Origin of the sequence: Rivularia sp. UHCC 0363, assembly GCF_034931125.1 — a bacterium.
In the GTDB taxonomy this organism is placed as follows: Bacteria; Cyanobacteriota; Cyanobacteriia; order Cyanobacteriales; family Nostocaceae; genus Rivularia.
The window spans coordinates 1-20639 of the sequence record NZ_JAYGHM010000100.1; the positions used below are offsets into that span (position 1 = coordinate 1).

Consider the following 20639-nt stretch of genomic DNA (forward strand, 5'->3'; position numbering starts at 1 on the left):
TCGGCGTAGCGTTTATCTTCACTTTCCTAGATACCACGCTGATATAGCGAAAGATAGAGAGATATTTCAAAGTATAGTGTGGGGTTTTCAACTTCATATGCCGATTGTTAAAGAGCCAGATTTAATATCGCATTGGGATTACTGTTACGAGCGAAGTTTGGGCTGCGTAGGAATTCTGAAAAACTGGTTAAAGAATGCTTATCGAGACGCAATTACCGAAGGTGCAAATACTGTTGAAATGAAACATTTAGAACAGCGTGCCTTATCCGTAGCTCAATGCCGAAATATCCTCAAGAAAATTAAAGAAGGGGAGAGAAATCATGCACAACTATATACAGAAGTTGAACAATTACGTGCTGAACTAGGTTTACCAGTAAATCCTATTGAAAATCAGCAACAATCGGTTTCACAATCGCCTGTCAATTGCAACACAACCCGACGAAGAGTACACAAAAAAGTTGGACAACCCAAACCTAAGCGTCGCCAAGTAGGAACTTAAATAATATGCTCCCTCGAAACCTAAAACTTTACCCATCGTGGGATGTCCAAAAAACTCCTATTCCTCCAAGAAGTCGCTTATATCATCTAGAACCGATTGGTATAGGAACTCAGAGATGTAGAAAGTTTAACTGGCTATGTCATTCGATTAGCTGAGCAACACTGCATTACTACTCGACGACTACTCCTAAATGAAATTGCCCCACTTATGGGTAGAGAAAGAAAATTATCACACTCAAGAAATGAAAGTATCAGCAAAATTCTTGGAGTTAATAGAGATAGAACAGCAACTAATGGAACGGGTTTAACGGCAAGTAATTTAGTACGTGCAATGTCCATCTTGACGAAACGAACAGACTTACATTTTCTTACACTCAGACCTTGGGTAAAAGTGCTTTCTAAAAGGGGTTTACTTCGTCATGAGCGTGTTTGGTGTCCTTTCTGTTATCAAGAATGGCATGATACTAATAAAAGTATTTATGAGCCACTTATTTGGTGTATTAATGTAGTTCAGATTTGTCCAATCCACCACCACCCTTTTTTGTCGGTGTGTCCTCATTGCTTGATGACACAACTTGTACTTTCTGGTGATTCCCAGACAGGACACTGTAATAAATGCGGTAAATGGCTGGGGAGTTCCAGATTCAAAAGTGGTGAAGTAAGCAAAATGAAAAAAGCTCCTGAAATTGCTAGTTAAAGTTGCCAGTATCGAAGCTATCGCGCCATAACATTAAAAAGTTTAAACCAATCCAATCGCGTCCTCTCCATCCGCAACCACGGTCGGGAGCTTGTAAATCGTTTACCATCAAGCAGGTATTGCTCGTCATATCTGTAGCGGTCACAATATAACCTCTACGCCGCACATCAAGCATAAATTGTTGAATTATTTCGTAGCTAGCATACTTTAAATAAGTTGAAGGCAGTTCAAAACCGCTGATATCTATAGGTAAATTATTATCCTTATTTGGATTTGTCGCAGATTTTGCCAGATTTTTTTCTAAAACAGGTGAGTTTTTATTAAACATAAAAGTTAACCCTTTTGAAGTCGATGCAAATAATGAGGAAATTGGAAAATACCTATTACCAGAACCATTCCAAAATATTTTTAGCTCTTTTATTCCCCAATCACATAGCAGGGGGATTATATCAATATAATTATTTTTAAGAGATACAGCTAAATATTTAGTTTTAACCCATAAAATAGCATTATCGTCTTCAAAATATAATTTACTATTAGATGAATCTACAACGGGTAATTGCGCTATCAGTAAATTAGCTGCGTGAGAATCAATTATTTTTAAAGCTTTAGTAACTATTGAATGGCTCATGGACGCAGTTCCTCCCCTGAAGTATGACCGTTGCCAAAAAAGCTTTTTCTAATAGCAATCACTTCTTCTAGTGTATAAGTACTACCATCCTCCTTAGTTAAGAAGGTAGCGATAGAAATTAGATCTAAGTCAGATGGGTATTCGCCATTTAACAAAGCCTTTACCCTTTCAATAGGTAGCGCCACATCTTCAGCAAAAGCCGCAATATCTTTGCCGTAACGTGAATCTACCTCTTTTTTTATAAGGTCTGCAATGGAATATTCCACTGAATCTTGTATTTCAATATAATTACCAACTAATAGTTTACTTGCAATGCTGATAAATTCGGCTAGGTGTTCTTTAGTAAACGTTTTGAGCGAATCTATAACGGATTGAGGATTTATTCTCTTCTCGCCGTCAACCTGCTCAACCTTAATAGAACCTCTACCATATAATTCGACAACTTCAGCTAAAGATAAACCTTCTTGTTCGGCACGCTCCTTCGCTAACCGCTTACCCGTAGGAGTAAGCCTAAGTGTCAAATTTTCAGATTTACTCTCAGCCCAAATTTCACCTACGCCTTTTACAGGCAGTTTTCCTTTTTTACCCATACCCCCAATTTAGCTTTAAATACTTTTAGTGCGGTAGCATCGCTATATCTTTACAAAAATTAATTTGGTGGATTTGACCTAATATACTTAAAAACATTGCAGTCAAAGGAGATTGTCTGCAAATGCGGTATATTGACTTAATTGCAGTTGCGGTTTACTATAAGAATGATTTCTGGATATTAGCTGCATGACAAAAAACAGGTATTACACAATTGCATATGATTTACCAAATTTTAGTACTTTATGCACCTTGTGGGAAATATTCGACTTGTAAGAGAAAATGAACAACTACGAGATTTTGAAAAATTTACCATCTGACATTCTTGCTCCAAGGCAATTTTTACGCTATTGCTTCGGTTTTAATAAGCTCACTCTAGAAGAAATTTTAGATGAGGAGATTAGTTTTGGATACTCCGTCAGATGCGTCAATCTACTTTCCAAAATATTAGGAATCCAGAAAAAAACGGTAAGAGGCTGGGGGGATAATCCGAACTTTGAAGGTATGCCACAACATGCGAGAAAAACTTGCAGCTACGCGCAGATAGCCTTATCTCCAGAAGTATTGAAGAAAATTGCTTCCCTTGATTACACAGCCCCAAGACTAACTGCAATGCAGTTCATGGAGGAAACACTTTTAAAAGGATTATCGCCTTGTGAAAGATTAAAATTGGTAAGCTCCACCAATTTTCGTGGACAATACCTCACGTTACTATCAGAGACTTTAACAATATCCAAACGCACAATATACGAATGGGGTAGAGACATCGAGTTACCATTGATGCCCAAATATCATCAACATACTTTGGCATATGCACTCGCAGCATATGGCAAAAAAGAGCAGACTAGCATCGCTGCTTAATATTTGATTTAGCTGAATGAATAAAAGTTGGTCTTAAAGGAAGACCAAAAAATCATAAAAACGAGTTTAGATAATATCATGCAATTACTAGAAAAATCAAGCTACCAAGAGACTCACAACATAGATGCTGACCCCGTTAAGCATCTAGAAACCAGCACCGTAGAATACCTTCACGCTAGTTTCTTACTGTGGGAATATAAGAGAGCATATAGCAGGAGTGAATATCGGGAACTACTCCACAGGTACGGTTGGGATAAAGGCAGCATGGAGGAGAAACGGGCGCTCAAGTTAGCAGAACATTTCCAAGATTTTGCCCATCGTCCCCATGCTCTAATTCAAATCCCCGTTACGACGTTATTGAGATTATGCTCCCAGAAGTACCAACCAATAATTGAAGAATTAAACCAACTTGATGAGGATGATATAAGTTGCGATCGCGTTCTCGATTTAATCAAAGAAAGGCAAGCATTACTTAAGAAAGAGAAAGAATCGGAGTTACCAGAAAAACCTTCAATATGGCGCAGAAATTGTCGGGGGGAACGCTACGCGCAGTTTCCCCCTGTGTACGAAGATGACCAGCAGACGGGAGTATTGACCCAAAAATTAATGGATGAATATGGGTTGATTCCTCAAGCAATACTCAGAGAGGCAGTTGCTGATTTATATCAGAAGATTACGGAAGGGCAACCAGAAGAAAGTGCTGCCCCTGATGTGAATGGTGTTGGTGTGAGAGTGAATGATGATAATCATTATAGTGAATCAGTCCCACTAGTCAATCAAAGTCCAACCGTCAAAGATAAGTGGCAAGAATTGAGCGAACAACTGCAAGCTGATGTTAATGATATCGGCTTCCTTGATAATCAAACGGGCAACTTAATTGCGGAGAATTGCCAGCGATGGGAAGCAGCAGTTCCCCAAGAAAAAAGATGGAATGCCATATCGAATATAGTTCGGCATGATGCAACATCCCTCAAGCATCTTTCTAATTATGCCGTCAACCATAATCCCCAGTGGAGAGAAACTTGGGGTGCAACTTTGGCTAGCTATCACAACTTCGAGCAAGAGTTGGCATGGGTAGACACGGACGTTCGGAATGACGCTCTCGTATCAATGGGATTCGATATACCTGCTACTGTAGAAATTAAAACAGGGAATCTTCGGAACAGACAAGGTAAGGTGATCGGATTAAATGGGGAGAATATCACTCCCATCCTCGTTAAAGTTGATGGTTTCAATAATTATTTCCATTGGAGCGAGTTAGAAGTAGTAGAAGAAACAAGTAGGTTTAGGACTTATACTAGCGCCCCAGAAGCACAAGAATATTTAGAGGAACCCCAAGAGTCGGATTTAGAGTTGGAACCGACACCTCTCGACAAAGCAATTGATGTACTAATACAAGGAGATTGGGAAGATATTAGAATCATATTTAACCAGTATCCAGAAGTTAAAGGAGAAGCCTGGAATGCTCTGTATGTTGAGCAAAAACGGAGGGTGATTGATATCACTCCGGATAGTGTCAGGGTATTAAATAAAGCCAAGAAAGATGGTGTCATAGAAGAATATAAGGAGATAGCTTCGGGGGTGTATGAAATTAAGCTTCCTGGTACGTTAATATGGGAAAACCGAGCCTTCCATGAAATTGAGATATATCATCAGCTGCGTCGATGGCGAGAAAATATATCTTGCTCGGCTAATTAAGCTTTTAGTTATTGTATAAAAAAGTTTCGATAGGTGCATCCTTTTTCAAATAAAACGCTCTGGGGAGAATGAAAGTGAAAGAAATTTCTTCGTCTGACCGTTGGAACCCAGCACATTTTGGGGAAATGCCGCGTAAACTCGATTCAGATGGCAATCCTATGATTTTTTGGGATGACAGCATCGAGCCGCCAGAACCGGATGATTATGACACCTTAAGTGAATACGAAGAGGCTTGGGAGAAATGGGAACAAGAAAACTCCGACAGCTTGATTTGTGCAGCGGGATTGGAGCCGGTTTCCCCCTATCGGGAATCATCACCGGAAAAGTCAAACTATGCGGACTTTGCGAAACCGACTCATTTTGCAAACAAAGATTGCAACAACGCTTCCCCGATGTGCCAATCTACAATGACGTGTGGCACCTCCGAGTTGAAAAAGGAGAAATCGACACAATCACTGCATCGCCTCCATGTCAGCCCTTTAGTATTGAAGGAAAGCGTTTGGGAGGAGCCGACAAGCGAGACTGTATCCCCGCAGTGTTGCGACTCGTTGCCAGAATCCAACCCAAGTTCTTCTGTCTCGAAAACGTACCCGGATTATTGTCGGCTCCCCAATACCCAGGAAACGAACCCGGAACATATTTTCAACAGGTGCTCCGGCAGCTTTATGAATGCGGGTATGATGCAGAGTGGATTATTGTCGGAACATCGAGGTTTGGAACGAGGTGGTCTGGAAAAAGACTCTTACTCGTTGCCACGTCCAGGAGCTTTAAGCTGGAGTGGAAAAGGGCGACCCCCTGGCACCACCAAATCGGAAGCCAAAGCCAAGAAGTTAGGCTTAATTGGCAAGAAGGAAGTATTCAACCCCGAATGGCTAGAAATACAGTTTGGGCTGCCAATCGGATGGACATCCCCGCAGGAGTGCCGAGCGGCGACAGAGTTACTCGCGATCGCCGAGCAGCCCTTGGAAATTGTTTAGATGTACGACTCGCGAGAATCGTTTGGGAGCGAGTGCTTTATCTTTACTCACTCACAAACTAAAACTTTGACTCAAGATAAGGTGGATAATAGCAAGATAAAAAGTAATTATTTTCTATCAACAAGTCCGAGGTTTATAACAAATTTTCATACTTTTTACATCGATAAAACCGATATCCTTACATTTTCCGAAACAATGTTTGAGATATAGACATCTTCATAACTATTACCAATAATCAATAATCTCAAAATCGCTTTCTATCGAAAATTCTTCTGTAGGTGGTTCCAAATCATCCGAGTGAGAGCAAAAATAACATGATGGTGTTTCTAAATGCTTAGTATTTGTCTGATGCCAAACTGCTCTCGGAAATTCATAAATCCAATCAATTCCAGCGCTTAGATTCAAAAAACCGCTTACCATTCCATGAATTACACCAACTGCGGTGCTAGCACAAATACTATTTAACCAAAATACTGCTGGGTCATTGACTCCATCTATGTAACCGGCTTTGGCAACCATTTGATTGATTTGCATTGGTGCGGATTCTACAGCGGCTTTTTGCAAACTAATAATATTCCCGCACATCAAGCACCAACCACCACCTAAAGGAGGTATGGTGATGCGACAAAACATACGCGGTTTATTGTCTGATGGGTTAATGTCTATGTGAGTACCAAGACAAACCAAGGGGCGCATGTATTCTAATGCTAATTCCTGGGCTATCTTCCGAGAAAGATGATTATCTGTGGCTACTACTATTAAATCTGATGTTGCTATTTCTGAAGAGGCAATTTCACAATCAATTTGTGTTGGTATAGCATGTACGCAAGAACCTGTCTGATAAATCTTTTTAATTAAATGTTTTACATAATGAACTTTATTCCATCGTTGCTCAATCATTTTTTGTGTGGCTCCTGGCATACGATTGAGGTTGACTGTTTCTAATTTATCTGGGTCAATTAATACCCAATTTTTTACGCCCAATCTACCTAATAATTCGGCAAATATTGAACCTATACCACCACAACCAATTAGACTTACTTTGAGTTGATTGAGTTGTTTTTGGCAAGTTTCGCCGAATATTTTCTGTCTAGTAAACATTTGATTTTGACTGTCTAATGCAGGTTGTGTCGGATTTATTATTCCATAATGCTGAATTGTTGGTGTGTCCTGATGTTCTGTAACAGTTTCAGCATCAATATCAATCATTTCTAGATATGAATTGGAAAATATCACATTATCAAAATTATTACCTTTTCTATTCCATATGCGAAATTTAGATTTTTGTAATGACTGATTAAATACTCCAGAAATTAAACGGGGTTTTCTCTTAAAATTCTGGGTAAGAAAGCGAGAATATTCTGACTCATAATAATCATCAACTGAAGAGAATTCTGGTGCGATATCACCAACATGAGTATGGATATGAATTACGTGCAATCCTTGTTTTACGTACTTTTCTAATAAATAAGAATGGAATTGTTGTGTTAACACCAATCCGCTTGTAGATTGCATTTCGTAGCAATCTGGAAAGGGGACAATCCAAGCTTTAGGAATATAGCGAATTTTCTTTTTCGAGATTTGATGACGGTTGCAGAAGAAAAAACCAATAACCTCTTCGTTAATATCCCGACAATCTAACATATTTTGACGGAATTCTTGCCACATCTTTGGTGGTATATGTAAGCGATATTCTGTTAATTTATTATGATATATCATCTGATTTTACCTTTCATTGATTATTTTTGAAGCGTAAGTTATAGATCCTAGTCGTCGCTATTAATTGCATGACGTGCAGTAACAAATAGTGTGGCTAAATTATGCCCTTGGTTTACGTGATGGCTCGGCTTCCATGAATTTAACCATACCTCTCGATTAAATCCTCCTCCCAAACCGACGCAGTACCAATACCATCCTTCGTCACTTAAAAACGGCGCTCCGTAGTAACTCTGTCTGGTAAAATGATGGTCTCCTTCTCCAGTGGTGTTCCAAGGGTAATTAAGATAGCAACCGATGGGTGGTAGTTGGGGATAATCGGGAGGTAATAAAAACAAAACATCGGTATTGGATACCGTGAACTTCTGAGAAGATAAAGGCATTCCTTTAATTAAAATAGCTGTATATCTGACACCCTCGAATGTTTTACTTCCAACAACAACATTTTTTGCGACTTTTTCTAATAGTTTAAGTTCTGCGATTAGTCTCGAAGTTGGTTGAAATTCGTATTTATCTTGGCTAATTGTAATAGTCATCTCGATTTTAGATTTTAACAACGGATATGTTTGTGCAAGGATTTTGGATTAGTCGTAATTCAAAAAATTTAATTCTCCGAACCTTTGACTATTTTGGGTACAGTCCAGACTTTTGAACCTTCTTTGAGTGCTTCATTATTTTTCAACGGCTTAGTTCCACCAAAACCTTCTTCCATCACATCATCATTACCAATTTCTGGTAATTTTTTTCTCAATTGTTCTACTGTTATTCCTTGTGGTAAATCTACTAATTTTCCGTTAACAACTGCTCTCATTTCATCTCCTTTATGACTTGATTATGATGTATTTTTGTGTTGAATTTATATAGTTCTAATTTGATTCTCAGAAGAAACAACTTGACTCACTTCTTGATTGCTTTGTTGATTATTGGTTTGCATTGAAGATAATAGGAATAATAATCCTAAAACACTACAAACATTTATAATCACAAATTGATTAAACTGTTTACTTAATGATTCTTCGAGCAGAATACATTTTTTATCTAATTGTGTAAGACGATGTTTAATCGCATCGATTTCTTGTGTATATTTTTGGTCTTGTTTTTGACTAATATTGATGATTTCTGATTCTAACTGCTGTTGTCCTTGAACAATCAATTTTCCATTATTTGTTCGCATCGTTTTTATGACCTCATAGTTACAAACTCTTGATTGTTACTATCAATTAATCAAATATGCTTGCATTACCGATTCGATGAAATGTTTGATTACCATTTTGAGAATTGAATGAATCAAATATTTCAATTAAATCGACTACGCTATTAGCTGCATTCTTTAACTCACTACCTAAAGATTGTTCTACCGACGCAACTTCAACTCGCATTCCTCTTCTTCTGAGTTTTTCGGCTAAATAAGCAAAATCCGAATCTCCAGTTACCAAAACAACGATATCTGGTTTTACTTCTAAGGCTAATTCAATTGCATCCATTGCCATCACGACATCAATATTGCTTTCGTATTCTTCCCCTTTAGCTTTTCCTTCTTTGGTGACAACTAAAAAACCGTTATTTCTAGCCCAATAAACAAATTTTTCTTTAGCTTTTCGTTGTTCTTCAAATCTTTCTCTGGCTGGGGGTAGACCCACATAAATCACCATCTCAATCAATTCTCTGCCTTCTTTTGGGTCTGCGAGATAGTGACAGATTTGTTGCCAGTCGATTTTTCGGTTGAAGCTTTGTGCTGCTAGGTAAGTATTATCACTATCTGCAAATACTAAAACGCGACGATTTCTTAACATAGGTTTTTCCTTCGAGAAAAGGTTTTGTATTTGTATATGATTTATTAAAACCCATGCTTGGAAACAGGCGTTTCCGTAAATATGGCGGAGTGCAGAACGTTTAATTACAGGACTAAGGCTGCGTGTCACAAGACTCGGATGGTGCGTGACACAGAAGAAGCTGATTATTACGTTCAAAATTTCTCAACGTGTCACACACCCTACAATAAAAAATGTGCCAGTTGCGTAAGTCCTAAATTATATTCCGCGTATAGTGTTTCTAATTTGCAAAGTTAATCGGTTTTTATAAAAAAATATCCCCGATTAATTAAATAATTTGGGGATATTTTTCTTAGTTTCCAATTATTCCGAATTAACCCAATCGGTGGGGCGTAGATGTAGTTATTGTAGTCGGCACAGGAGGTGACGTTTCCAATTATTCCGAATTAACCCAATCGGTGGGGATGGTTTCACAGAAATAAAAATGAGAAGGGAGCCAAAGTTTCCAATTATTCCGAATTAACCCAATCGGTGGGGTCGAAGAAATAGAACCACCTTCTTGGTGGCCGTTCTAGTGTTTCCAATTATTCCGAATTAACCCAATCGGTGGGGTGTTTTTTCATGGAAATTGAAAATGCCAACAACGAAGGCGTGTTTCCAATTATTCCGAATTAACCCAATCGGTGGGGGAAATGGTGGGCAAGGCAGGGAATAGATCCCTACCGTTTCCAACTATTCCGAATTAACCCAATCGGTGGGGAAATTGAAAAAATTCAAATAAAAATCAGCGAGCAAATGTTTCCAACTATTCCGAATTAACCCAATCGGTGGGGTTAATTTGATTTCTGGTTCTTCTTACGTAAATGCTCAAGTTTCCAACTATTCCGAATTAACCCAATCGCTTCAAAGCTAGATAAATCAAGGCTTTTAAACAAAACCAGAAAATTTTTATCTAAAACCTTAGTAAAACCCACTTAAGTATTATGATATATTTTTACTTCAGATAAAAGTGATTCTACATACTTCTTACTAAAATTATAGATACTGAAATATTTGATATTAGTTTTGAGTAGAATTCGAGTTGATTATAACTTAGCGTTGGTGCGTGACGGTAAATTCAAATTATTTGGTTATGCTTGATAAATTACTTTAACCGTCACACACCCTACAATTATTTCTCATTCGCACGAACAACTCACAAATATCGCATTCAGGCGACTACGATTATATACATGAACGAGCTAGAGCGATGGTCAAAAAAGTTATGCTTCAACTTACACCTAACAAATTGCAGCAAAAAGAATATCCCATCGCTCATTTTCTCATTGGTATACCCGGTAGTGGTAAATCAACTTTTGCTAAATTACTATCACAACAAGGAAATTATCAAATTATTTCTACGGATGATATTCGTACCAAACTATACGGTGATGCGATTATCCAGGGAGACTGGAAGCAAATCGAAACTGAAGCGATTCAACGTATTTATACCAGCTTGCAAACAGGTAAAAGCATAATATATGATGCCACCAATTTCAAACGTGCGTTGCGTTTGGAATTCTTGCAAAAAGTTAAACAAAAATTAGGAACAACTCATTCCCTAGTTTGGATTGGGTGGTATTTAAACACGCCTTTGTCAACAAGTATCCGATGGAATCAAAATCGTGATCGCCAAGTTCCCGAATCAATTCTTCAAGGAATGCATGAGATTCTGCAAAACTTTCCACCGATTACCGCAGAAGGTTTTACACTGATAAATACAGTTGATATTACATCACCGAAATTTTCAGTATCAGAAATTGAAAAATTAATCAAAAAACTGCCTCGCAGTATAATTAATTCTCAAAATCGTAAAGCCAATATCACACTCCATGAATATAGCAATTTTCTTGATTTTGAAAAATTACTACATTTAATATCGTTGATTATCAAATATCCAGGTATCGGTAACTTACAAAATACGAATCCCGATTTACTTGAAAAAATCCTCGGCTACAAAGCAGAATTCAGCAGCGATATACAAGAAATCACCGCAATAGTTGCCAAAGAGCGCGGTAATATTTACGCTTGCGAAAATGCGATAAATGATAATTTAAAATATTTAGCAACTGTTGGTATTTTACCTGAATTGCAAGAATCTTCAATACCCCTCTCCTTAACAAGAACAAGGGAAAGGGGTGAGGTTAATTTACATAGTTATTCGGAACAAACAGTATTTAACAGATTAATTGGAACAATCCGCTTAATAGTTAACAATCCATATTTAAATAATAATCATGGAGGTAGCTTACCAACTCTTGCAAAATCCCTTGAAGAAGCAGGAACTATTTATAATGCCAAAAGCGAACTAGCAACCATTCGTAAAGATATCGAGAAAGTTCTCAAACCATATCAAATATTACCATCATTTCCCATGCGAAAAGGTTATTGTGCTGGAACGGGTATTCTATCCCAACAAGAACTTATTAAAGTATTTGAAATACTACAATCCCAAGCAAACAGTTTAGATGATCCCCTCGCACTAGATTTATATAATACGTTCAAACAAAAAATGTTACAGTCAAAATTTATTAACCCTAATGAAAATATATACCCAGTCAGGTCAATCACAAATAATTGCATTATAGATGAAAAATACTTACACGAAACATCACTTTTCAAAAAACTACCGTATCTAGAAGACGCAATAATTAACGGTAAATTAATCGAATTTAGTCGTTTTAGTAGTAGTGCTAAATATCAAGGAGATGCAAAAAGTTTCATTCAAGTTTATCCCCTACAAATCATATTTCATAACTTAGCTTGGTATTTGGGATATGAATGCGTAAAAGGGGAAGAAGAACCAGGTTTACTTAGATTTGAACGTTTAGATAGATTATTTTTAGGTAATCTCCAAAATCAATCTCGTTCTCGTCAACAACAAGAAAAAGCACTCGAAAATTTACACAAACTTATCCAAGGAGGTGCTGGAATATTTTTAGGAAATAGCGTTACCAATCAACAAAAATTTCTCAGTTCTGATAAAAAAGCTCGCTCGCAAGCTTGCGTTACAGTTGAACTATGGTTTAACTATAAAATCTATCATTTTATTACCGAAGGACCTAAAAGATTTAGCAAAATCAAAATGGCTCGTCCCAAATCTAGCCCAAAAGTTAATTTACCTAAATCAATATTTTTCTGGGATGAACCAACAGAAGATAAAGATTTCCCCAATCGTTTTCAAGTTATTTTAACAAAATGGTCATTACAAGACTTTGATCTTTGGAGATGGATAATAGGTTTTGGTGAAAATGTGAAAGTTATCAAACCACCAGAATTAGTTGAAAAAATCAAACAAATTGGTCAGGGAATTGCTGATAATTATTGATAATAATCTGCTTGTATTATTCAAAAATAAATCTATAATAAGTTTTCTTTTTTATCAATTAAAAATTAGATATAAGATACAGGGTTTAACAAAGCATCTCAATTGTTCGCAATTTCGCAACTATTTACCTGTAAATCTTCATTCATTCTTTTTACCATGAATAAAACATTCTCCAACATTGCGCTTGTAACCATTATGCTTGCAAATATCAATCCAGTGTTTGCAGTCACTAGCACAGAATCATCAAAATCAGAGCTAGACTATCAATTAAAGTCCGAAGAGATTCTTGTCGCACGATTTCCCCGTATTTTCAAAGATATTATTAACGATGCTGATGACATACATCGAAAAATAGATCGCATGAGAAACCGTGAGGAACCGATATGAGGTGTACCTCACTCGGGTGAAAAAGGCTGTATTTTACGGCTCACGCCGATTAAGAAGTGAAGTCTGTAAAATCAAAGATTTTAAAACATGAAAACACCACGAGAAATAACCAGCGAGCTAAAGCAATTTTATGGTTCAACTACTCTCTACAAACACTGGCTCAACTTGAAATATACAGAGGGTATAAAATACTTAGCTCACGAAACTAATTGTTACTGGTTATTGGATGCGATCGCCTCACATCAAACAAAGAAATTGCTGTCAGATCCAAGACTACGAGACTTTCAAATTTGGCATTTAAAAATCAAAGATAATTCCGGCATTTTGATATGCGAATGGGATACCAATCAAGAAGTTTTACGCCAAGAAATAGAATATACAGATTTTCCATTAAGCCATATAAAAGTTTATTTGGTTGAAAAAGTCCTAATGCTTCCAAACGAATACTAAGACGCATCAAAAATTGTAGTTGTAAGGAGAAAATTATGGTTCAAGCGATTGGTTCAGAACAGGCATTCGTCACAAACTTAGAACAATTCATGACGAAAGCTGACAAATTTATCAAAATTTATTACTCAGGTGTCAGCGACGAAAATCATGTGAAAGAAATGATGCAAGAACTTAAAAATCTAGTATTAGACACAGACTTGCAGCAACTAGAAATTGATTATCAGCACAACTGTGAAATCAAGGATTTGATGGCAGATTATCATGATTCATCTTGGTGCTGATTACCGAAACTTAACGTACTGTAACACCTCAATATAAAAGAGCTTACGCTCAATAGACAAATGAAGTAATTAGGAATATCTGTCTTATGGCTACACGTAAATCCTCTACACCAAACTTTCAAGCAATTGATGATTCCGTTCTCGGCGAGTATTCTGTTAGCAATTATTCAGAGCGGCTGTACTCAAAAGTATACTACTCGATTCGTTCTTTATGTGGACTGCTTGCCAAACGTAGTTTTCAAGATTTTAATTGGGATATATTCAAAGAACGGTTTGCCTCGGATTTTGGAAAAGTTGAAGAACAGCGATTCTCTCTCGAACAACTACTCGAATTCACTAGTCGTAAATTCGGTAAAACACTCGAAGATTTGGTGGTGCTAAATCAATTATCCTGGCAGCGCAGACGTGAATATGCGGAGCGCGTAAATGCAAACGTTAGTCCTCAAATAGAAGCCGAGAATTAATACTGGCATTACAAACAAAATCAGAAGGGGGATAAAGAAGATTTTATTCCCCTTTTTTATTGTCGTAAATAAGTTCAAATTCATCATCAACTTTAACACTTTCCTTTTACGAATTATTTCGGTGATATCTATGGCAGAAGTTCTTGATAAACCCCAATTTCAAATACTTACTCATCCAAAAACTGGAGTTAAAACCGGAAGAATTTACTTTCCTGCACTGTTCTTAGTTGATTATCACGAAATCATTGTTCAATGGCTCCAAAGACGAGAGTTAATCTTTGATGAACGACATTTGAAGCAATACCCAGATGGCTCGTTTCGACTATATTTCAGGACGACGAATTCTTTAGAAACTGAATATTTACAGCTAGTAAAACCCCTCACGGGGAGTAAAAAATAGTAAATTTCAGTAATAGCGGTGAAACAACTTATGAAATCAAAATATCGCAACTTTCTAGCTGATGCGAGCAATCAAGATTTAGCTATTCCTCATTTTCAACCGATAATATCTCAAGTTCCGGAACCAGATAAAATTAAGCATACCTTGACTGGCTCAAGCAAAGCGGTAATTGGAACAATTAGAGTTTTACATCAACTTGGTTATGCAAATACACGCGATTGGACTCCATTGTTACCAACTTCTAATCCGGGAGAGGTAATGAGTATTTTGATTCGTACAATTACCGTGCAGTAGCGTTTCTTTTAAATAGCGTCTCCCCTCCAAGGGGAATTTTTTTTGTTCACTTTTCTACAGAAATTAGGAATTTGTATAAAACCATTCTGCTACTAGTACAACACGGCATAAATAGGACTACCATCTTAAATAAGCGAAAAGCTTATGGTATAAGTGTTTTTACTTTTATCTTTTGACTTTTTATTTCCGCGCAGCGGTACTAGTATTTTTACTGATAAATTCTTGACTAAGACAACAGAAAGCTTAAAACCTATTCGGGAATAGTTACTGATATAAATGAAGTATACAAATATATCGATTTTAGTAAAAAACTAATGAAAAACAAAAAAAATTGGTTAGTTGGTGGAATTATCTGCATCATTATTGGCACGGGAGTACAACCCTTCATTAATCGTGCATTTGCTCAAACAACACAACCGAAAACACCGCTTGAAAATCAATTATCGCAAACTTTGCCTAAATCCCAAATAAAATTAATTACTCCAGGCGCACAACCGCGTCAAAGATTACGTTTTACTCCTCAAGCGGGACAAAAAGAAACTGCCGATATGCGAATGGATATGGGTATGTCCATGTCCATAAATGGTAATCCTGCACCGGAGTTCAAAATACCAGGAACCAGCTTAAAATTAAATACAATCGTAAATACTGTAGAACCGAATGGCGATATTTACTATGATTTTTCATATGATAATGTTGATATAGTCGGAGAAAGTAACCTACCACCAAGCGCTATTGAAGGTATGCGTAGTGAAATCAAAAAAATGGAAGGTTTAAAGGGAAATGTAATTGTTGATAATCTGGGACAGACGAAATATGGATTGCGCTACGGGAAGATTTATCAAATTTGACGGCTCTATGGCACAAACCTGTCATGATTTAGAGAAGAATGAAGTTTGTTACCCTAAATTTCCCGACGGTGCAGAATTAATTGTTTATCGCGGTCCCACTGCTAATTCCAATACTGTAGACGTTTACATCAATCGTCATTTACCTGAAGAACCCCACGATATTGGCACAATTAAAATGTCACCTCAAGGATTGAAGCATTCGCTATCCGATTGTGACGGAGATAGAATGGCGATCGCCTTATCATCCGACTTCCCTCATACAGCAGAAGAGATTAAACAAAAGCAACTCAAAGAAAACCGTTATGAAGAGATTATAAAACCAGAAAAGAAATCATATACAGGTTCTTTTGAGCAAATAGCATTAGATGCGATGGAAAATAAAATTGGTGTGGTTGCCAATTTATGCATGAAAGGAATTGCTCTTGAGAATGAGTGTGTCTCAATTCCGCCTAAAGAAGCTGGTAAATTCATTCAAGATATTTCCTGCGCTGCTGTAAAAATGTTAAAAGCCGAAAATCATCATGCTCACTCAATTCAATATCCAGAAAATCTCAGAACGCAAATAGTTGAATTAGCACAGCTATGTCAATCAGAAACACAAAATCAAATTTTAGCTCTAATCCCCGAATCAAAAATTGAAAACCTTTTAGAAAAAATTGGTAAGTTTTATCATGATGTCGTAGGAACTTTAGGAGGACAATTACAAATTGAAGTTGACAGAGGTAAAAGTGCCAACCGTTCCGACCCAAACATAGTTAATGCCTGCAATAATATTACCAAAAGCTTTGATGTTGCTCCGTGGGTTGAAGAAAGAAAATCGAGTGAAGTCTATACTAAAAAAACAATGAATATCAAAGGTCACGGTGCTATTGACAAGATGGCAACAATGACCAATCAAGCATTCGCACAAAGCGCAATCGTACCGCGTTCAACTCAACAGTTTCAAACGTTTTTTAAAGGAGTTGAATTTACACCCGCACAAAAACAAAAAGCAGTAAGTATTAAGAAAATATACGATTCATTGATTCGTCGAGCAATTCATATCAGTAAAGAAGTTAAACAAGCACCGGGTTTAAAAATCGTTGCAACCAATCCTCAAGGTAGTCAAATAGAAATTGTTGGTTTAGCTCAGAAAAAACATCCGAATATTTTTGATAACCGAAAACTCAATATTGCACTTGTAGAAAACAAAACAGAATTCAATAAATGGATTGCCATCGCACCTGTATTTGACGAACATGGAAATCCAGCTTTGAGAAGTAATGGTAAACAGCAGCGCAAGCACCTGGGGTATATTTCCGAAACTTCTTTACAGCAGTTCCAAAGTAGCATCAAGTCATTCACAGAATTCAATAATTTAACCCAAAAAATTGAACCAGGATTAACACCCAGTCAAGTTCGAGCAGCTTTTAAACAAGTCAAAGAGTTTGCGATTACAACTCGTGAAAGTATTCCTGATTCAGAAAAAGAAGCAGTTGCAGCTGCAATGTGGCAAATATCAACAGCGAGTAAAGATGATGCACAATACGGCTTTAAAAAAACATCAGCTGCGTTCGCTGTATTTGGAGAAGAAGTAATCGGAAGACTAGAACAACTGCAATTTACCGAATTTGCAATTGTGGGAACCCATAAACCCTGTAACGAGCATTTAGGACGTAAATGGGTAGGAGAAAAAGTTGAATGTACTATCGAACAAGCCCCAGACCCTGCAAATCTAACACAAAATAAACGTTGGTTAGTAGCTGAAGATAAGAAATTAGGGGTATTTCGTAGCGAATCAGCACAGTTACCTATCGGTACTTCCTTCACAGCAGAAATCACATCTCCAGCGAGCGCATCGGTTATTGTTACGAGTAGCAAAGGTAATCAACTGAAGGTAGGACAGTTGAAAAAGTATGAAATATCAAACAGAGAATGGAAAGGGGAAGAACGGACGATAACAATTAAAATCTCAAACGTTGGAAAGGCAATTAAACCAATAGCTTTAATTGACGATAAACCTTTAGGCGAAATTGATAAAGAATCATTCAAACTATTAAGCGAGAAATTAAATGCAAGAGGTATTAAAGTCGAAAGTTTTAAGTTTGAAGGAAAACTGGAATCATCACCTGCTACTATTGCTCATATAAAAGTTGACTCCCAAACAGTTCGATATCCGTACATTTTGACAGCAGAAGAATTTTTACTTACAGATAAGAAAATAAGTTTATTAGATGAATTAAAATCAATTCTCAATGAAATTTATCAAGAGAAAATTAATCAAGTTTTACTGCATGATGACGAAGCATCTTTAGGTGTATTAGCAGTTAAAAATGAATATTTTGAATCTTTTTTACAAGAAAAGAATATAGACACAGAAATTTTTCAACAGTTATCTAATGAAATTGATAAAAAATTTGGTGTTGAGAGCTTGATTGGTATTGCCAATAAAGAGAATATTGAAGAACTTTACTTTTGTGTCACCGTACCTACAGAGGTTTCAGAGCAGAAAACAGCAGCTAGAATAAACGATAATTTAAACTTTCCGCTACAGTACGACCAGTTGCAAGATGGACGAAGAACTAAATTCATCGCAATTGAATTGAATGAATTACAACAGTTGATTAATCAAACTGAAAGTCAAACAAAACAGTCAACCACGCAACTAACTGAAGTTAAAGCGATTAATGAAAAAGTAAGCGATGTTAAAAATCACATCGAAAGAGATATTAGCGCAACAGTTTCTGGGGATGCTCCTCTGAAGGTAAAACGCGAAGAATGGGAAAAACAGATGCTAAAACTTGCTCTTGCGAGTTTAAAAGAAAATTCCGCGAATGCTGGTGAGGAGATACAAACAGCAACTTTTGGAGATGATAAATATCGCGTTATTCATCATGTACCTTCAGAAATGCTGCGGATTGTTGATGAGGAGAGTCATCGCGGAACTTTATATAAGGTGCAGAAAGGGAAACCCGTACAGGTATGCAAGTTTACTGAGGATGAGAAGAGAAGCTTTGAGAATGACGCTACGCAGCAGAAAGGTTTGCAGCAAGGTTAAAATTCCATCTGCTATATATTTATTGTTTGAATTTGCGATCAATCAGATTCGGGAGACGAAGAGATATTTTTACTGACTCTAGCCTCTTATGATGATATTTATTAACAATCTTAGAACAATAATTATGGTTTGCAGCATCAAAGCCTTGCTCTTACCCGTATTGTAGGTAATTCAGATGGTTCCAGATTCGCACTGTTAAAAGCTTTTCTTAATACCATATGACTTACACCAGCTAAGAAAGGCTGTAGCTCGGATGCTAGCTTTTCCCCGCAATTAAATATCGATTCCAATTTATTGTTGTATGCTTAGTCAAAATTTTGTGCAACTTCACTTACAATTAAATAAAATATGCTTAAAAATCTTTATGAATTCATTCTCCGAAGTAACATCACAACCTAAAAGAAGCGTAAATAGTGAAATATTTGTAAACGTTATTGTTAAACAAGATCAAAATGGGAAAACGATTGCGACTGTTCTGGGTTTACCTGAGTTACAAGTTGAAGCAAGCGATAAAGTAACAGCCTTAGCCCAACTTAAGCAACAAATAGACACTCATTTGGCTGGAGCAGAAATTATTTCTTTACCTATTAAATTACCATCTCATGAACAAAAAAACCCCTGGATAGAAATGGCTGGAGTTTTTAAAGATGACTCACAATTTGAACAAATGCTTGAAGCTATCGAAAATTATCGACATGAATTAGATAAAACTATAGAAGAAGATTCTTCGCAAGAATAAGATAATATTTGTCTAGGTATAAGCAAATGAAGTTATGGGTGCTTGATACTGACCATGTTTCCCTATTACAAAGAGGTAATCGGGTTGTTATTAGTAAAGTCGCTACTATTAATCCGTCAGATATTGCAGTAACAATAATAACTATTGTTGAGCAGATGTACGGTCGCTTAGATATGATTAAACGAGCAAAATCAAAACAGGAATTAGTCACGAGCTACGCTTTATTAAGAGAAACATTTAATCGTTTATGTCTAGCTAATATTCTTGATTTTAATGATGCCGCATTTGATACCTATAATGAACTGCGTGCAGCTAAAATTAATATTGGTACGCAAGATTTAAGGATTGCAAGCATTGTACTTTCTGTCAATGCTACGGTGGTAACGCGCAACCGTAAAGATTTTGAAAAAATTCCTGGTTTAAAAATTGCAGATTGGTCGATACTTTGAGTTCCGAAGAGCGGTGTTATAACAATCATTACGGCTATGCTACTAAAGTATATAATTCGCTTCCATCTGATTTTTCAACTGCGGGTTAGCAATCAAACCTTGAACGAGATTTGGCTCAACTGTTCCCATGAAAAATACAGATGATATTGCCTCAGAAATATCTTTTACACTGGGCTGTGGTGACTTGACGTATTCTATTAACTCTTGCCAAGCCTTAATTTGCCGCATCTAAATACTAATCCTGACTGCTGCAAAAGCTTTGTATGCATTTCTCGCTTGTTCCTTACTGTATTTACCTGACTCAAATACGTAATATTCAAGCACAGTTGACACAGCTAAATCGGGGATTCCTACAGAAGACCATGAGATTTGTTCCGCAGCATCAAAGCCATGTTCTATAAGCTTTGTAGCCAATGGAGAAGGTGACTGTTCCGCACTTATAAAAGCTGCTCTGAGGGATTTATCATCGACCCCAGCTAGTC

General features: G+C 36.9%; 23 protein-coding genes, 2 pseudogenes and 1 CRISPR repeat array. Of the genes and pseudogenes, 16 read left to right on the forward strand and 9 right to left on the reverse strand.

Going from position 1 to position 20639, the window contains the following annotated elements:
* Nucleotides 1–499, forward strand: a pseudogene (locus tag VB797_RS32460) (ATP-binding protein); the annotation flags it as partial.
* 165 nt (nucleotides 500–664) lie between these two features.
* Nucleotides 665–1195: a TniQ family protein gene (locus VB797_RS32465; protein ID WP_323241949.1), complete on the forward strand. Its 531-nt coding sequence runs from the start codon at nucleotides 665–667 to the stop codon at nucleotides 1193–1195.
* Here the strand turns inward: VB797_RS32465 and VB797_RS32470 are convergent.
* Nucleotides 1188–1826: a hypothetical protein gene (locus VB797_RS32470; RefSeq protein WP_323241927.1), complete on the reverse strand. Its 639-nt coding sequence runs from the start codon at nucleotides 1824–1826 to the stop codon at nucleotides 1188–1190. The two genes, VB797_RS32465 and VB797_RS32470, sit on opposite strands and share 8 nt — an antisense overlap.
* On the reverse strand, nucleotides 1823–2416 hold the full coding sequence (locus VB797_RS32475) for a hypothetical protein (protein WP_323241928.1): 594 nt from the start codon (nucleotides 2414–2416) through the stop codon (nucleotides 1823–1825). Before VB797_RS32475 ends, VB797_RS32470 begins: the two co-directional genes overlap by 4 nt.
* Before the next feature lie 280 nt (nucleotides 2417–2696).
* On the opposite strand from VB797_RS32475, the gene VB797_RS32480 reads away from it, so the two are divergent.
* The 3 genes from VB797_RS32480 to VB797_RS32490 all read left to right on the forward strand — a co-directional run bounded on the left by VB797_RS32480 (nucleotide 2697) and on the right by VB797_RS32490 (nucleotide 6012).
* The gene (locus tag VB797_RS32480) at nucleotides 2697–3275 is read left to right on the forward strand and encodes a hypothetical protein (RefSeq protein WP_323241929.1); all 579 of its coding nucleotides are present in this window, start codon (nucleotides 2697–2699) and stop codon (nucleotides 3273–3275) included.
* 78 nt (nucleotides 3276–3353) lie between these two features.
* Complete coding sequence (locus VB797_RS32485) at nucleotides 3354–4973, forward strand: hypothetical protein (protein WP_323241930.1); 1620 nt, start codon at nucleotides 3354–3356, stop codon at nucleotides 4971–4973.
* 241 nt (nucleotides 4974–5214) lie between these two features.
* The gene (locus VB797_RS32490; protein ID WP_323241931.1) at nucleotides 5215–6012 is read left to right on the forward strand and encodes a DNA cytosine methyltransferase; all 798 of its coding nucleotides are present in this window, start codon (nucleotides 5215–5217) and stop codon (nucleotides 6010–6012) included.
* A 163-nt stretch (nucleotides 6013–6175) separates the two neighbouring features.
* Here VB797_RS32490 and VB797_RS32495 read toward each other — a convergent pair whose 3' ends face one another.
* The 5 genes from VB797_RS32495 to VB797_RS32515 all read right to left on the reverse strand — a co-directional run bounded on the left by VB797_RS32495 (nucleotide 6176) and on the right by VB797_RS32515 (nucleotide 9459).
* Entirely contained in the window at nucleotides 6176–7669 is a 1494-nt protein-coding gene (locus VB797_RS32495) for a HesA/MoeB/ThiF family protein (RefSeq protein WP_323241932.1), read from the reverse strand.
* A gap of 47 nt (nucleotides 7670–7716) precedes the next feature.
* A complete protein-coding gene (locus VB797_RS32500; RefSeq protein WP_323241933.1) occupies nucleotides 7717–8202 on the reverse strand; it encodes an E2/UBC family protein in 486 nt (161 codons plus the stop codon).
* Nucleotides 8203–8270: 68 nt separating this feature from the next.
* Nucleotides 8271–8477, reverse strand: a complete 207-nt coding sequence (locus VB797_RS32505) for a hypothetical protein (protein ID WP_323241934.1) — start codon at nucleotides 8475–8477, stop codon at nucleotides 8271–8273.
* Nucleotides 8478–8522: 45 nt separating this feature from the next.
* Nucleotides 8523–8840, reverse strand: coding sequence for a hypothetical protein (locus VB797_RS32510; protein ID WP_323241935.1), 318 nt, complete (start codon nucleotides 8838–8840; stop codon nucleotides 8523–8525).
* A gap of 46 nt (nucleotides 8841–8886) precedes the next feature.
* On the reverse strand, nucleotides 8887–9459 hold the full coding sequence (locus tag VB797_RS32515; protein ID WP_323241936.1) for an NYN domain-containing protein: 573 nt from the start codon (nucleotides 9457–9459) through the stop codon (nucleotides 8887–8889).
* A 334-nt stretch (nucleotides 9460–9793) separates the two neighbouring features.
* A CRISPR array of direct repeats spans nucleotides 9794–10345; the repeat unit is 36 nt; unit sequence GTTTCCAATTATTCCGAATTAACCCAATCGGTGGGG.
* A 357-nt stretch (nucleotides 10346–10702) separates the two neighbouring features.
* On the opposite strand from VB797_RS32515, the gene VB797_RS32520 reads away from it, so the two are divergent.
* The 11 genes from VB797_RS32520 (at nucleotide 10703) to VB797_RS32570 (ending at nucleotide 20157) form a co-directional block, all read left to right on the forward strand.
* Nucleotides 10703–12805, forward strand: coding sequence for a WYL domain-containing protein (locus VB797_RS32520; RefSeq protein WP_323241937.1), 2103 nt, complete (start codon nucleotides 10703–10705; stop codon nucleotides 12803–12805).
* Between the two features lie 195 nt (nucleotides 12806–13000).
* On the forward strand, nucleotides 13001–13192 hold the full coding sequence (locus VB797_RS32525; RefSeq protein ID WP_323241938.1) for a hypothetical protein: 192 nt from the start codon (nucleotides 13001–13003) through the stop codon (nucleotides 13190–13192).
* Between the two features lie 87 nt (nucleotides 13193–13279).
* Nucleotides 13280–13642: a DUF6876 family protein gene (locus tag VB797_RS32530; RefSeq protein ID WP_323241939.1), complete on the forward strand. Its 363-nt coding sequence runs from the start codon at nucleotides 13280–13282 to the stop codon at nucleotides 13640–13642.
* A 35-nt stretch (nucleotides 13643–13677) separates the two neighbouring features.
* On the forward strand, nucleotides 13678–13923 hold the full coding sequence (locus VB797_RS32535; RefSeq protein WP_323241940.1) for a Pb-reticulocyte-binding protein: 246 nt from the start codon (nucleotides 13678–13680) through the stop codon (nucleotides 13921–13923).
* Between the two features lie 86 nt (nucleotides 13924–14009).
* Nucleotides 14010–14387 (forward strand): hypothetical protein, encoded by a 378-nt coding sequence (locus VB797_RS32540; RefSeq protein WP_323241941.1) that lies wholly within the window; start codon nucleotides 14010–14012, stop codon nucleotides 14385–14387.
* Between the two features lie 130 nt (nucleotides 14388–14517).
* The gene (locus VB797_RS32545; protein ID WP_323241942.1) at nucleotides 14518–14787 is read left to right on the forward strand and encodes a hypothetical protein; all 270 of its coding nucleotides are present in this window, start codon (nucleotides 14518–14520) and stop codon (nucleotides 14785–14787) included.
* Between the two features lie 30 nt (nucleotides 14788–14817).
* Complete coding sequence (locus VB797_RS32550; protein ID WP_323241943.1) at nucleotides 14818–15081, forward strand: hypothetical protein; 264 nt, start codon at nucleotides 14818–14820, stop codon at nucleotides 15079–15081.
* Nucleotides 15082–15395: 314 nt separating this feature from the next.
* The gene (locus VB797_RS32555; RefSeq protein ID WP_323241944.1) at nucleotides 15396–15932 is read left to right on the forward strand and encodes a hypothetical protein; all 537 of its coding nucleotides are present in this window, start codon (nucleotides 15396–15398) and stop codon (nucleotides 15930–15932) included.
* Complete coding sequence (locus VB797_RS32560) at nucleotides 15898–18969, forward strand: hypothetical protein (protein WP_323241945.1); 3072 nt, start codon at nucleotides 15898–15900, stop codon at nucleotides 18967–18969. The genes VB797_RS32555 and VB797_RS32560 overlap by 35 nt, the downstream gene beginning before the upstream one ends.
* A 301-nt stretch (nucleotides 18970–19270) precedes the next feature.
* Nucleotides 19271–19708: a hypothetical protein gene (locus VB797_RS32565; RefSeq protein WP_323241946.1), complete on the forward strand. Its 438-nt coding sequence runs from the start codon at nucleotides 19271–19273 to the stop codon at nucleotides 19706–19708.
* A gap of 26 nt (nucleotides 19709–19734) precedes the next feature.
* Nucleotides 19735–20157, forward strand: coding sequence for a type II toxin-antitoxin system VapC family toxin (locus VB797_RS32570; RefSeq protein ID WP_323241947.1), 423 nt, complete (start codon nucleotides 19735–19737; stop codon nucleotides 20155–20157).
* A gap of 42 nt (nucleotides 20158–20199) precedes the next feature.
* Here VB797_RS32570 and VB797_RS32575 read toward each other — a convergent pair whose 3' ends face one another.
* Entirely contained in the window at nucleotides 20200–20385 is a 186-nt protein-coding gene (locus tag VB797_RS32575) for a hypothetical protein (RefSeq protein WP_323241948.1), read from the reverse strand.
* A pseudogene (locus VB797_RS32580) lies at nucleotides 20386–20639 on the reverse strand (hypothetical protein); the annotation flags it as partial.

Bases quoted from the DNA above. Each gene is read 5' to 3' on its own strand.
- VB797_RS32470 (WP_323241927.1), bottom strand. From the start codon at position 1,826: ATGAGCCATTCAATAGTTACTAAAGCTTTAAAAATAATTGATTCTCAC.
- VB797_RS32475 (WP_323241928.1), bottom strand. From the start codon at position 2,416: ATGGGTAAAAAAGGAAAACTGCCTGTAAAAGGCGTAGGTGAAATTTGG.
- VB797_RS32480 (WP_323241929.1), top strand. From the start codon at position 2,697: ATGAACAACTACGAGATTTTGAAAAATTTACCATCTGACATTCTTGCT.
- VB797_RS32485 (WP_323241930.1), top strand. From the start codon at position 3,354: ATGCAATTACTAGAAAAATCAAGCTACCAAGAGACTCACAACATAGAT.
- VB797_RS32490 (WP_323241931.1), top strand. From the start codon at position 5,215: ATGGGAACAAGAAAACTCCGACAGCTTGATTTGTGCAGCGGGATTGGA.
- VB797_RS32495 (WP_323241932.1), bottom strand. From the start codon at position 7,669: ATGATATATCATAATAAATTAACAGAATATCGCTTACATATACCACCA.
- VB797_RS32500 (WP_323241933.1), bottom strand. From the start codon at position 8,202: ATGACTATTACAATTAGCCAAGATAAATACGAATTTCAACCAACTTCG.
- VB797_RS32505 (WP_323241934.1), bottom strand. From the start codon at position 8,477: ATGAGAGCAGTTGTTAACGGAAAATTAGTAGATTTACCACAAGGAATA.
- VB797_RS32510 (WP_323241935.1), bottom strand. From the start codon at position 8,840: ATGCGAACAAATAATGGAAAATTGATTGTTCAAGGACAACAGCAGTTA.
- VB797_RS32515 (WP_323241936.1), bottom strand. From the start codon at position 9,459: ATGTTAAGAAATCGTCGCGTTTTAGTATTTGCAGATAGTGATAATACT.
- VB797_RS32520 (WP_323241937.1), top strand. From the start codon at position 10,703: ATGCTTCAACTTACACCTAACAAATTGCAGCAAAAAGAATATCCCATC.
- VB797_RS32525 (WP_323241938.1), top strand. From the start codon at position 13,001: ATGCTTGCAAATATCAATCCAGTGTTTGCAGTCACTAGCACAGAATCA.
- VB797_RS32530 (WP_323241939.1), top strand. From the start codon at position 13,280: ATGAAAACACCACGAGAAATAACCAGCGAGCTAAAGCAATTTTATGGT.
- VB797_RS32535 (WP_323241940.1), top strand. From the start codon at position 13,678: ATGGTTCAAGCGATTGGTTCAGAACAGGCATTCGTCACAAACTTAGAA.
- VB797_RS32540 (WP_323241941.1), top strand. From the start codon at position 14,010: ATGGCTACACGTAAATCCTCTACACCAAACTTTCAAGCAATTGATGAT.
- VB797_RS32545 (WP_323241942.1), top strand. From the start codon at position 14,518: ATGGCAGAAGTTCTTGATAAACCCCAATTTCAAATACTTACTCATCCA.
- VB797_RS32550 (WP_323241943.1), top strand. From the start codon at position 14,818: ATGAAATCAAAATATCGCAACTTTCTAGCTGATGCGAGCAATCAAGAT.
- VB797_RS32555 (WP_323241944.1), top strand. From the start codon at position 15,396: ATGAAAAACAAAAAAAATTGGTTAGTTGGTGGAATTATCTGCATCATT.
- VB797_RS32560 (WP_323241945.1), top strand. From the start codon at position 15,898: ATGGATTGCGCTACGGGAAGATTTATCAAATTTGACGGCTCTATGGCA.
- VB797_RS32565 (WP_323241946.1), top strand. From the start codon at position 19,271: ATGCTTAGTCAAAATTTTGTGCAACTTCACTTACAATTAAATAAAATA.
- VB797_RS32570 (WP_323241947.1), top strand. From the start codon at position 19,735: ATGAAGTTATGGGTGCTTGATACTGACCATGTTTCCCTATTACAAAGA.
- VB797_RS32575 (WP_323241948.1), bottom strand. From the start codon at position 20,385: ATGCGGCAAATTAAGGCTTGGCAAGAGTTAATAGAATACGTCAAGTCA.